Origin of the sequence: Sphingomonas hylomeconis (genome assembly GCF_025370105.1) — a bacterium.
Lineage (GTDB): Bacteria > Pseudomonadota > Alphaproteobacteria > Sphingomonadales > Sphingomonadaceae > Sphingomonas > Sphingomonas hylomeconis.
In genome coordinates, this window is the sequence record NZ_JANQBK010000015.1 from 77659 (window position 1) to 89925 (window position 12267).

12 protein-coding genes are annotated in these 12267 nt (G+C 66.1%); 8 read left to right on the forward strand and 4 right to left on the reverse strand.

Annotated elements, in window-relative coordinates; translation table 11 throughout:
* Positions 1-42 precede the first annotated feature (42 nt).
* The 3 genes from dut to NV401_RS15455 are packed head-to-tail and all read left to right on the forward strand — an operon-like array spanning position 43 to position 1636.
* Positions 43-486 (forward strand): dUTP diphosphatase, encoded by a 444-nt coding sequence (gene dut, locus NV401_RS15445; protein ID WP_261295341.1) that lies wholly within the window; start codon positions 43-45, stop codon positions 484-486.
* Entirely contained in the window at positions 486-872 is a 387-nt protein-coding gene (locus tag NV401_RS15450; RefSeq protein ID WP_261295342.1) for a hypothetical protein, read from the forward strand. The genes dut and NV401_RS15450 overlap by 1 nt, the downstream gene beginning before the upstream one ends.
* Entirely contained in the window at positions 833-1636 is an 804-nt protein-coding gene (locus tag NV401_RS15455; RefSeq protein ID WP_380816414.1) for a HesA/MoeB/ThiF family protein, read from the forward strand. Before NV401_RS15450 ends, NV401_RS15455 begins: the two co-directional genes overlap by 40 nt.
* Before the next feature lie 51 nt (positions 1637-1687).
* Here the strand turns inward: NV401_RS15455 and NV401_RS15460 are convergent, their stop codons facing one another.
* A complete protein-coding gene (locus tag NV401_RS15460; RefSeq protein ID WP_261295343.1) occupies positions 1688-2005 on the reverse strand; it encodes a hypothetical protein in 318 nt (105 codons plus the stop codon).
* Positions 2006-2031: 26 nt separating this feature from the next.
* Positions 2032-3507, reverse strand: a complete 1476-nt coding sequence (locus NV401_RS15465) for a M16 family metallopeptidase (protein WP_261295344.1) — start codon at positions 3505-3507, stop codon at positions 2032-2034.
* 132 nt (positions 3508-3639) lie between these two features.
* Between NV401_RS15465 and wecB the strand changes: the two genes are divergently transcribed.
* Together wecB and wecC are read left to right on the forward strand one after the other, a co-directional pair.
* Positions 3640-4791, forward strand: a complete 1152-nt coding sequence (gene wecB, locus NV401_RS15470; protein ID WP_315369730.1) for a non-hydrolyzing UDP-N-acetylglucosamine 2-epimerase — start codon at positions 3640-3642, stop codon at positions 4789-4791.
* Complete coding sequence (gene wecC / locus NV401_RS15475) at positions 4769-6079, forward strand: UDP-N-acetyl-D-mannosamine dehydrogenase (RefSeq protein WP_261295345.1); 1311 nt, start codon at positions 4769-4771, stop codon at positions 6077-6079. The genes wecB and wecC overlap by 23 nt, the downstream gene beginning before the upstream one ends.
* Here the strand turns inward: wecC and NV401_RS15480 are convergent.
* Positions 6072-7043: a M48 family metallopeptidase gene (locus NV401_RS15480; protein WP_261295346.1), complete on the reverse strand. Its 972-nt coding sequence runs from the start codon at positions 7041-7043 to the stop codon at positions 6072-6074. The genes wecC and NV401_RS15480 overlap by 8 nt on opposite strands.
* A 134-nt stretch (positions 7044-7177) precedes the next feature.
* Between NV401_RS15480 and NV401_RS15485 the strand changes: the two genes are divergently transcribed.
* From NV401_RS15485 to NV401_RS15495, 3 genes are all read left to right on the forward strand, one after another.
* On the forward strand, positions 7178-8209 hold the full coding sequence (locus NV401_RS15485; protein ID WP_261295347.1) for an NAD-dependent epimerase/dehydratase family protein: 1032 nt from the start codon (positions 7178-7180) through the stop codon (positions 8207-8209).
* Between the two features lie 47 nt (positions 8210-8256).
* The gene (locus NV401_RS15490; RefSeq protein WP_261295348.1) at positions 8257-9705 is read left to right on the forward strand and encodes an oligosaccharide flippase family protein; all 1449 of its coding nucleotides are present in this window, start codon (positions 8257-8259) and stop codon (positions 9703-9705) included.
* Positions 9706-9821: 116 nt separating this feature from the next.
* Positions 9822-11060 carry a polysaccharide pyruvyl transferase family protein gene (locus NV401_RS15495; RefSeq protein ID WP_261295349.1) on the forward strand — a complete coding sequence of 413 codons (1239 nt, stop codon included), beginning with the start codon at positions 9822-9824 and terminating at the stop codon, positions 11058-11060.
* 5 nt (positions 11061-11065) lie between these two features.
* Here the strand turns inward: NV401_RS15495 and NV401_RS15500 are convergent, their stop codons facing one another.
* Positions 11066-12256: a nitroreductase family protein gene (locus NV401_RS15500; protein WP_261295350.1), complete on the reverse strand. Its 1191-nt coding sequence runs from the start codon at positions 12254-12256 to the stop codon at positions 11066-11068.
* Between the last annotated feature and the right edge of the window lie 11 nt (positions 12257-12267).

Genomic DNA, 12267 nt, shown 5'->3' on the forward strand with positions numbered 1-12267 from the left:
GTCGTTTTGCGCCCGAGCGGCCAATCCCCTATATGGGCGGCCATGACGACGATTTCCCTTGCCCTGAAACGCCTGCCGCATGGCGACGGCCTGCCGCTCCCCGCCTACGCGACCGACGGTGCCGCCGGCATGGACGTGGTGTCGGCCGACGCCACGACGCTCGCCCCCGGCGCGCGCGCTGCGATCGCCACCGGCTTCGCCATCGCCATTCCCGCCGGATACGAAGTGCAGGTCCGCCCGCGCTCGGGCCTGGCGCTCAAACACGGCGTCACCTGCCTCAACACGCCGGGCACGATCGACAGCGATTATCGCGGCGAAGTGAAGGTCATCCTCGCCAATCTCGGCACCGAGCCTTTCGTCATCGCGCGCGGCGATCGCATCGCCCAACTCGTCCCCGCCCCGGTCCAGCGCGCGACGCTGGACGAGGTCGCCGATCTCGACGACACGGTTCGGGGCAGCGGGGGTTTCGGGTCCACGGGTCGCTGATGATGATTGCACCAATCCTGATCGCGGCGGCGCAGATTGCCGCCGCACCTGCCGTGCCGACCGACTGGTCGCTGCTCGCGCCGCTGCCGTATGTCGCGACGCCGCAACAGGCGCCGGCGCTCGCCAATTTCGTCGCGGGCGAGATCACCGCCGGCCGCTGCCCGATCGCGCGCCCGGCCGACGGCCGTTATGTCGTCAGGGTCGAGATCGCCACCCTGGTCGGTGCCGACGGCGTGGTGCGCCGCACCGTGCCGCGCGCGATCAACTGCCCGACGGTGGAGCAATTTAGCGCCGGGCTGGTGCTGAGCTTCGCGCGCGGCAACCTCCAGCGCACCACCACCGATCAATGGTATCGCGCGACGATCGTGTTCGACTGGAACGCCTGATCCTTACCAACAACGATCTCGAACGCTACGCCCGCCATATCGTGCTCAAGGAAGTCGGCGGCGCCGGGCAGATGGCGCTGCGCCGCGCGACCGTGGCGGTGGTCGGCGCGGGCGGCATTGGAAGCCCGGCACTGCAATATCTCGCCGCGGCCGGGATCGGCCGGCTGATCGTGATCGACGACGATACGGTCGATCTCTCCAACCTGCAGCGCCAGACGATCTTCGGCACCGCCGACATCGGCCAGCGCAAGGCGGCCGCCGCAGCGATCGCGATCGCCGCGCTCAATGCGAACGTCGATGTCGAGATGCACAGCGTCCGGATCGATGCCGACAATGCCGCGGCGCTGATCGCCGGCGCCGATGTGGTGCTCGACGGTTGCGACAATTTCGCGACGCGCCTGGCGGTGGCCGATGCCGCGCTCGACGCCGGCATCCCGCTCGTATCCGCCGCGGTCGGCCAGTTCGAGGGTCAGCTCGCCACGTTCCGCGGCTGGGAAGCGGACAAGCCCTGCTACCGCTGCTTCGTCGGCAACGATCCCGATCGCGCCGAGGCGAGTTGCGCCGAACAGGGCGTGCTCGGCGCGATGACCGGCGTGATGGGCAGCCTCGCCGCGCTCGAAGTCATGCGTGCGATCGTCGGCTTCGGCGACGACAGCGCGGGCAAGCTGCTGCTCGTCGACGCGCTCGCCTTCCGCTTCCGCACGATCACGCTGCCCAAGGATCCGGGCTGCCGCTGCGCGCCGGCGCCCTCCCCGGCACCCTGACGATCGGCGGCTAGCGCCCGCGACGGGGACGTGCAGACTGCAAAGCCCGCATCAGAAATGCCATTTCAGCGTCACCGCCGCGGCCGGCACCGTCGCCACCGGGGTTTCATGCTGGATCACATGGACCATCCCCTCCGCGTTCAATGGCCCCCCGAATGTCGGGCGCAGCGGTTTCGCCTCGAAGCCGCTGCTATCGGCAAGCCAGATCTCCATGTTTTTCGGCGCACAGACGATGATATCGTCCGATCCGGCGCGATCCGCACAGGTCGCTTCCCGGACCGGCACCTTGGCCAGATCGAACCCCTCGATGGAGGCAAGGACGGTCGGCGCGCCGCTCGCTGCGAACGCCACGATCAGCCCCGTCAGCATGAGCGTTTCCCTTGCAACACAGACGGTTATTGCCGGATCTTGCAGCGCGGATCGGCGCCGTCGGCGGTCGCCCGGATCGCACCTTCGGGGTCGCCGACCCCAATGAATTCGGGCAATTCGACCCGCAGATGCTCGCGGCCGGCGCGCCATTGCGCTTGCCACCAGTCCCCGCCGGTCCGCGTGCCGACTTTGGGCAACCAGCGCACCGCGCGCTGCAGCATCTCATCGGGCGGAATCAGTGCTTCGCCGGCCGCCAGCGCATGCGACAGATCCTTGGCCAGATCGACATTGGGCACGGTGGCCATCGCGCCGGCGCGTTGCTCGAGTTCCCGGATCACGCCCTGCTTGGCCGCGCGCCATTCCTCATCGGAGAAGCCGGTCGTCGCGAGATCGCACGTCATCCGGCGCAATCCGGCGATGGCCGGGCGCCACGCATCGCCGGCGAAATTGTCCCACAGCATGATCTGCCGGTGGCCCTGTTCGCCATTGTCGATGAACATCCCGACCTTGCCCGCTGGCCCGGCCGGCTGCGCGCGGGCGAGTCGATCGTTGACCGCGCGGGTCGCCAGCATGTCCATCAGCATGCGCTCGGCCTGCACGCGGCGCGAGGCCGGCGGGGCCGGCGTCGGCATGACCACGCTGATCAGCGCCGTCCGGCGCCCCTGCGGCTGCGCGGCGAAACTGATCGGCCGGATGCGATCGGCCTTGAACATCGGCGCGGGCGGCGCGGCAGCCGCAGGATCGGCCTTCCAATCGCCAAAGCGCTGTTCGATCAACGCCCGCACCCGCGCCGCATCGACGTTCCCGACAACCACGATCATCATGTTTTCCGGCCGATACAGCCGCTGATAGAGGCCGCGAATCGTCGCGATCGACGCGGTCGGCACGTCGTCGGAATTCTGCGCATCGATCCTGTCATTGGGCGATTGCGGCGCGACGGCGGCGATGTAGCTGGCATAGACGTCATTGCCGGGTTTCCGCCCGGCCATCTCGCGCATCACGTCGGCGCGCTGCTCGTCGACCATATCTGCCCGGAAGATCAGGTCGGTGGCCGCGCCGCGAAACAGGCCGAGCAACGTGCCGAGATCCGCCGCCGTCGTGGTCCGCGTCGACAAGAAATAGTTCGTTTCGCGCCACGAGGTCGTGCCGGCCGACGGCGCCGGGAAGGTCAGCGGCAGGCCGATGCGGATGAAGTGCCGCACCTCGTCCGGCGCGTCGGTCGTCGGGCTGACCAGCAGCAGATGCTCGATCAGATGCGCCAACCCGCGCTCGCCCGGCCGCCGCTCGGCGATGAAACCGCCCTCGTTGCGCACCAACAGGCCGGTGCCCGGCTCCTTGCCGCTTCGCGGCAGGATCGCGTAGCGCACGCCGTTCTCCAGCCGCCCCGTCACCACCGGCCGCCAATCGCTGCCAGACGGCGCCGCCTTTGTCTGCGCCGCAGGACAAAGCGCGAATAGCGCGAGGAGGCTCAGGCGCCAGGACGACCGGGACATGCTCTGCATTTGCGACGATCCTCAGCAACCCAATCAGTCATCACGGTGGGGGATGTTTGCGGCGATAAGGTGGCTAAGTCATGAGATTCGCACTCGCATCCAGTTAGCGCGCTCTTAAGCGATCGCCGCTATCCCCAGGCCATGAGTTCCATCGCCCCCGCCCTGCGCAAAGTCCTCGTCGTCTTCGGCACCCGCCCCGAGGCGATCAAGCTGTTTCCCGTCGTCGCCGCGCTGCAGACCATGCCGGGCCTCGCCGTCCGCACCTGCGTCACCGCGCAGCATCGCGGGCTGCTCGATCAGGTGCTCGCCATTGCCGGCATCACGCCTGACCTGGACCTCGACATCATGGAGCCGGGGCAAAGCCTCGATCGGCTGACCGCGCGGCTGCTCATCGCGCTGGGCGACGTGATGGACGCCGAACGGCCGGACCGCGTCATCGTGCAGGGCGACACGGCCACCGCGATGGTCGGCGCGCTCACCGCTTATTATCGCAAGATCCCCGTCTCCCATGTCGAGGCGGGGCTGCGCTCGGGCGATATCTATCAGCCTTGGCCCGAGGAAGTGAACCGCCGCATCGTCGCGCCGATCGCCGACCAGCATTTCGCCCCCACCGACACCGCCGCCGCCGCACTGATGCGCGAGAATATCGATCCCGCGACGATCCACGTCACCGGCAACACCGTGATCGACGCGCTCTATGCCACGCAGGCCAAGCTCGCCGCCGATCCGTCGCTGGCGTCCGGCCTGGACGAGATCGCCGCGCGCTTCGCCGGCAAGCGCATCATCCTCGTCACCACGCACCGGCGCGAGAATTTCGGCGACGGCATGGCCAATATCGCGCGCGCGATCCAGGCGATCGCCGATCGCCCCGACACCGCGATCCTGTTCCCCTGCCACCCCAATCCCAACGTCGTCTCGGTAATGGACGACCTGCTCGGCGATCGTCCCAACGTCGCCCGCATCGCGCCGCTCGATTATCCGCATTTCGTCCGCGCGCTGGGGCTGTGCGAGATCGCGCTGACCGATTCCGGCGGCGTGCAGGAGGAGGCGCCGGCGCTGGGCAAGCCGGTGCTGGTGATGCGCGACACCACCGAACGGCCCGAAGGCGTCACCGCCGGCACGGCCAAGCTGATCGGCACCGATGCCGCGCGCATCGTTTCCGAAATATCAACGCTCCTCGATGATAAGGCCGCCTATTCGGCCATGGCCCGCGCCCACAATCCGTTCGGCAACGGTCATGCTTCGATCAGGATCGCAAAGGTAATCGCCGATGGTTTCGTCGCTTCGCACTGATTCCCCGCTCGCCGTCGTCGTCGTCGGGCTGGGCTATATCGGCCTGCCCACCGCGGCGATCATCGCGCGGACCGGGGCAATGGTGCTCGGCGTCGATGTGACCCCGTCGATCGTCGACACGGTCAATTCGGGCAAGGTGCATATCGAGGAGGTCGATCTCGACGGGCTGGTCTCGGGCGTCGTCGCGCGCGGCAGCTTGCGCGCCTCGATGCAGATCGAGCCGGCCGACGTGTTCGTCATCGCCGTGCCCACCCCGTTCGCCGACGATCACGCCCCCAACATCGGCTATGTCCTGCAGGCCGCCACCACCATCGCCACCGTGCTCAAGGCCGGCGACACGGTGATCCTCGAATCGACCTCGCCCGTCGGCACGACCGAGAAGGTCCGCGACCTGCTCGCCGAGCTGCGCCCCGATCTCAAGGTGCCGGGCAAGACCGGCGATATTCCCGACATCGCGATCGCCTATTGCCCCGAGCGCGTGCTGCCCGGCCGCATCCTGGTCGAACTGATCGACAATGACCGCGTGATCGGCGGCATCACGCCGCGCTGTGCGCGCAAGGCGTTGGGCTTCTACAAGCGCTTCGTCCGCGGCGCCTGCGTCACCACCAATGCGCGCGCCGCGGAGATGACCAAGCTGACCGAGAACGCCTTTCGCGACGTCAATATTGCGTTCGCCAACGAACTCAGCCGCGTCGCCGACACGATGGAGGTCGATGTGTGGGAAGTGATCCGGCTCGCCAACCGCCATCCGCGCGTCAACATCCTGTCGCCGGGCCCCGGCGTCGGCGGGCATTGCATCGCGGTCGATCCGTGGTTCCTGGTCCATGCCGATCGCGAGAATACGCCGCTGATCCGAACCGCCCGCGAGGTGAACGACGCCAAGGTCGACTATGTCATCGCGCGCGCCGCGCTGATCATCGAGGCGCATCCGACACTGCCGGTCGCGTGCCTGGGCCTGGCGTTCAAGGCCAATATCGACGATTTCCGCGAAAGCCCCGCGCTCAAGGTGTCGAGCGTGCTGGCGCAGCGCTTCGGCGATCGGATCCATGTCGTCGAGCCCTATGCGGACGTCCTGCCGGCGGCATTCGACGGGTCCGGCGCCACGCTCACCGATCTCGACGCCGCGATCGAACAGTGCGGGATCATGATCGTGCTGGTCGATCACGATGTGTTCAAATCGGTCCCGGTCGACGAGCGCGGCAGCAAATATGTTTACGACACGCGCGGCATCTGGCCCGACCAGCCATCGCTTCGCTCACATGGCGAACCGCTTCGTCTGGTCAGTTGATCGGGCGCAACCGACCGGCAAAATACGCCGGTCGCAGCGGTCGCGCGGCATCCGGCGGGATCGCGGCGGCTTCCTTGCCCAGTGCTGCCGCGCGGTCGGACCAGGCCGGGTGGCCCGGGCCGCACAGCAGGGTACAGCCATGTTCCGGGCCGTAGCGTCGCCAGAAGCGCGCCGCGTCCACCGGATCGTACCCGGCATTGGCCAATAGATAGACCGACAAGCGATCGGCCTCGATCTCCGTCCGCCGCACCGCTGCCGCCCGCCGCCCGCCCTTGGTCCGCGTCAGCTCCGCATGGTGGCCGAGGACCAGATGCGCCAGCTCGTGTGCAACCACGGCGGCGACGAAAGTGTCGTCATAGCTATCGAGGAAGCCATAGCCGATCTGGATCAATCCCGGGCTGCTGCTTGCGTCGAATCGCTTGTCCAGCAACAGCTCCAGCCGGGCCCGGCACGAGGGGATCGCATCGACCGTGACCGCGCGCGATGTGCCGCGCCGTTGCACGACAAACTGGATCGGCCCTGTCGCGGGCCGCGCCGCCAGGCCGTCGGCGACCTGCCTCAAGACCCTGGTGGTCGGTGCCCCGGCGGTGGGCAGCGCCGCGTCGAACGGCACGCCCGCGATCGATGCTATCGAATCGTCGGGGCGCAGCCCGGCGCGATCCGCCGGGCTGTCCGGTATCACCCCCTCCACCCCGATCGCTGTCGTAAAGTCGAACGCGACGCGCACCCGCTCGCGATCGCCGCCCTGATAGGCACCCAGTGCGTGCAGAACGAGACCGGTTCCAGGTTCCTGCATGTGGCACAGCGCGGCATTCCCGACATTCAGGCGCCATGCGATCCTTGCCAGCCGCAGATCAGCGGCGCGCATCGTCTCGAACGCAGCGTCGTCGCCCGCCAGCGCAAGGCCCGCCGCCAGCAGGCAGCACGCGCCCAGACCTCCGCGCAGCCACCGCCCGACTTTCAACCGCGACACTCCTGCATTGGAACGATCCCTTGATTGCGCGCAGGAAAACACTGTTGTCACGAACGGGCAACCGGCTACTAGCGGCGCGGCCGCGCGACCTCAATCGCACGGCGCCAATGCAGGGTGAAGATTACATGAGCCAACCGATCCTCGTGACGGGTGCAGCCGGTTTTATCGGCATGCATGTCGCCATCGCGCTGCTCGCACGCGGCGAAAGCGTGGTCGGCGTTGATAATCTCAACGATTATTATGCGGTGCAGCTGAAGCGCGACCGGCTCGCCGAGATCGTCAAGGCCGGCGGCGACCGCTTCCGCTTCGTCGAACTCGATTTCGCCGACGATAAGGCGATGGACGCCTTTGCCGAAACGACCGCGTTCGATCGCATCGTGCATCTCGGCGCGCAGGCCGGCGTGCGCTATTCGATCGATAACCCGCGTGCCTATGCCCGGTCCAACCTGTCCGGGCACCTCAATATCCTGGAACTCGCGCGCCACCGGCGCGTCGCCCACCTCGTCTATGCCTCCTCATCGTCCGTCTACGGCGGCAATGAGCATCTTCCCTTCTCCGTCGACGACCGCGTCGATCATCCGCTGTCGCTGTACGCCGCGACCAAGAAGTCGGACGAACTGATGAGCGAGACATACGCCCATCTGTATCGCCTGCCGCAGACCGGCTTGCGCTTCTTCACGGTCTATGGGCCCTGGGGCCGCCCCGACATGGCCATGTGGCTGTTCACCGACGCGATCCTCGAGGGACGGCCGATCAAGGTGTTCAACGATGGCGCCATGCGCCGCGACTTCACCTACATCGATGATATCGTCAGCGGCATCGTCGCTTCGCTGGATAATCCGCCGCCCGACGACGGCGCGATCAAGGCGGGCGGCAGCACCAAGCCGCACCGCGTTTACAATATTGGCAACAACCGGTCGGAGGAACTGCTGCGGCTGATCGACGTGATCGAGCAGGCGTGCGGGCGCAAAGCGGAGCGGATCATGCTGCCGATGCAGGACGGCGATGTGAAGGACACCTTCGCCGATATCAGCGCGATCGAGAGCGATCTCGGCTATCGCCCGACGACCAGCATCGATGTCGGGGTGCCCGCCTTCGTCGATTGGTATCGCGATTACGTCCCGACACTGCAGGCGAAAGCGTTACAAGCCCAGTGAACGGCTCGGAAGTCATTGAACGGGGCCGCCCCGAAAATTTCGGTACGATGATCGCACGCAGCGGGGCATGGATGGTCGGCGCGCGGTTCGGCCGCACGTTCATCACGCTGATCAGCATGGTGGCACTAGCCCGCCTGCTTACCCCAACCGATTTCGGCATCGTCGCGATATCGTCGTCGATCATCGTGCTTGTGCTCTCGCTGCTGGAGGGATTGATCGACGTTCCCGTGATGCGGCAGGATGACCTGACGACGGACATGTTGCGCAGCCTGATCTGGCTCAGCCTGCTGGTCGTCGCCATATTCGGCACGATTCTCTTCTTCGTCGCGCCGCTCGCGGAACGCGTCATGGAGTTTCCGCGACTATCCGAAGCGTTGCGGCTAGCGATCCCGGTGTTGCTGATGAACGTTCATTTCATCGCCGGCACGGCCGTATTGCGTCGACAGCTGCGCTTCCGCGAGGCAGCGTTGCTGTCGATCGCCTCGGCCGTGGCCTATTCGCTGCCGGCCGTGATCATGGCGTTTGCCGGCTTCGGCCTGTGGAGCATCCTGATCGCGCAGAATATCGGCATGTTCGCCACCGCCATCGCCTTCTCGGTCCGCGCCGGGATCGGCCTGGCCCTTCCCGAGCGCTTCACGCTCGCCGGTGTCGGCATGGTCGGCGGATCGGGGGCGTTATCGCGCGTCCTGGCCTGGGCATGGACATCGGTCGACACGTTGATCGTCGGGCTGCTGCTCGGCCCTGCCGCGACCGGTCTCTATGCCCGGGCGTACAACATCAATGTCCAGATGAAGGAGCCGTTTGCCGCGGTCGACCAGACGCTGCGCCAGGCGTTTGCCGGCTTGAAGGGCCGCGACGGGGGACTGGTCGAGCACAGCGTGATGGGGCTGCGCCTCGTCACTATGCTGAGCGGGCTAGTCGCCGCTGCGGTCATCGTCCTGCGCGAACCGATCGTGCTGGTGCTGCTCGGCACGCAATGGCTGTCGGCCGCCCCCGTCGTGGCGATACTGGCGGCGAGCTTTCCGGCTCGGATCGGACGGCTGTATTTCGACAGCCTCTCCGCCTCGGCGGGCAGTATGACCAATCTCATCCTTCGGCAGCTGTTCCTGCTCGTCGTCATCACGCTGGGCCTGTTGATCTTTGCCCGGCAGGGGCTGCAATATGTCGCGCTCGTCGTGTCTGGTGCGGTCTATATTGCGATGTTGCTGCCACAGGCTCGTTCGGAAACGGGGTCATACGGCACGTTGGGCAAGCTTCTGATGGCCATGTTGCCCGGCACGGCGCTGGGGGCGATCATCGTCGGCATCGACACAATGATCTTACGGCCAGCCATCGACGGCTGGTCATTCCGGTTCGCATGCCAGGTCGTCTTGCTGGCACTGGGTTCCGTTCCGGTCATCCTGTTGCCCGACCGATGGTTGCCGGGCAGATGGTCGGCGGCGCGCAAGCGGATGTTGCACAGGACTCCTTTTGCCGGCAAGGGTGGGGGCTCGTAACGACCCGGCAACGAAATCAAGTGGCGCCGGCTTCTGTCGATTTAGATTCGCTCCGCTTGTTGCCATCTTATGTCCGATGAGAGGCGATGTTGATGCACGATGCAAAACCGATTCTATTGATCACGAAGGTTGTCACGCAAAACCAGGGCAATCAGGCCCTGTCTCGCGCTTGGCTGGCGACGCTCGAGGCGAACTATCCCGAGCGCAGGGTGGTGCCGCTGGAACGCGCGCCGTCTTACCTGAAACGGTTCACGCTCGCGCAGCTTGAGCGTGCCGGCGATCCGATCACTCGGTTCAAAGAAATCGCTGCCGATTTGGCGCGGCAGGCGTCCTCGGCCGGACCTGCACATTATCCGGCCCGAACGGAGATTCGCCACAAGTCGAGCATCACGCAACCGCTCAAGACCGCAAGGTTGCGCCAGCTGCTCAAGGTGCGCAGCCGCCTGAGCAGCCTGGGCCTGGGTCGCGCGGAATATCGCAAGCGTCTGGCGCAAATCCGCGATGCCGGCATGCTGGTGATGAATCCCGCCGGCGAATTTTTTCCACAGGGCGGCGAGACCGTGTTGATCTACCTGCTCGAACTACGGGTGGCGCAGTTGCTTGGTGTGCCGACGGTGATGGTCAACCTGAGTTTCGAGGTCGAAAATCCATTACTCCGTCGCCTCGCGGCCTACGTGATGGATCAATGTCACGCGCTGGAGTTCCGCGATGACGAAAGTGCCGCGGCCTATCGTGAGGCGGGCGGCGTACGGTCCGCCGCCATCCTGCCCGATGCCGCGCTGCTCACACCGCCGCCCGCCGCGCAGCAGGCATTCGCCGGCGGCGCGACGATCGCGTTGGCGATCAACGCGCTTCAGGTCCGTGCGGCGGGTCTCGATGCGGACTGGATTGCCTTTTTCGATCGGCTCGGCAGCGAAGGTTTCGATCCCGTTCTGACCAGCAACGAATGGACCACCGACGAACCTTTCTGGGCCGATCTGCTGCAGGGCGGAAAGGTCCGTTCGGAAGGGCGAGAGGCGGATTGCAGCGAGTATGTCGCGCTGCTCGGCCGGTATGATGTCGTCGTCAGTAGCCGCCTGCACACCTGCGTGCTGGCGATCATTGCCGGCACGCCGGTTGTGCCAGTGGAAACCGGCACCTTCAAGCTAACCGGCTTCTTCAAGCAGATCGGGCTCGATACCGCGCCGATAAAGCTGGGTGCGCCCGGCTGGCAGGATCTGGTTGTCGATCGGATACGCGAGGCGCAGCGGGATCGTGCCGCGGTCGTGTCGCGGCAATCGCAAAAGCGTGATGCTGCGGCGCTTCGGCTACGGTCCGGCCTGAGCGACCTGTTCGGTTCGGTCGTGCCGCGCTGAACGGATCAGGCGAGCTTGTTGTATTGCCGCAGGCCGTCGAGTGGCAGCTTCTGCGAATAGGGCACGCGCTCGTCCAAGTCGGGATAGCCGATCGCCAGGCACATGACCGCCCGTTCCCACGCGGGCAACCCTAGCGTTTCAGCCATCCGTTTTTCGGTTTCCGCATAATCGGGGAAATTGACGCAGCAACTCGAGACGCCCTGCGCCTCCAGCGCATAGATCAACGACATCGCCGCCAGGCAGCCGTCGATATAGGGGATATGACGATCGCGCTCGTATCGAAAGGCATCGAATTTGCCGATGATGACGATGAAGCAGGGTATCTGATGAAGCCAGCCCGGCGTTCCCTTCGGAATTGCGCCCACCTTGGCGACCGCCTCCGGGCTGTCGTAGATCGCAAATCGGAACGGCTGGCGATTGCAGGCGGTGGGAGACGCGCCTGCGACCTCGACCGCACGATCGATCACCTCGCGCGGTACTGGTCTATCCGTGAACCAGCGGACCGATCGCCGATACAGCGCCATCGCCTCCATATGCTCGATCGTGGGCAGGCCGGTATCGGGCAGGCGCTTGAACGGCGCACGATGCCGGTCATCGGCCAGCCGCGCATCGTGCCGCGCGATGGTCGCGTCATAAGCGAAGCGCGCGCGCGCCACGATATCGTGATCGTGTACGCGGCTGAAATATTCGTCCAGCACCTGCCGCGACCATTGCAGCGAAACGACGTCCTGCTGGCCTCCACAATCCACGCTGTGCAAACAGTCGCCGAACGCGCGCACCGTATCCTCGATCATCGCCAGCGCGAAGATCGGCCGCGCGGGCTTCATGATCAGCCCCTTCTCGATCCGGTGGACGTTGCGCCGCAACATGTACAGGTTGCCGCGCCCGGCGAACACGTCGCTGATATGGCGCGCGCGCGCGGCCAGCACCGATCGATGCTCGCGATCGAATTCGCGCGAGAACAGCGTGTAATGCAGCCCTGCCAGCACGCCGCTGCGCGATGCGAGATCGAGCATAGCGCCCCCCGCGAGATGTGCGCGTCGGCCGAGCGCGGATCCGTTGAAGCGCAGGCGCCAGCCACGAAGCCAGGCATATGCCCCAGTCGGCAGCAGGACGTGCGCGGCACGTCGTACGCCGCGGCGTTGATAGGCGGTGGTCACCTCTTGGGCGGCGAGTAGTTTGGCGTCGAGTTTCATGGCATGCTCCG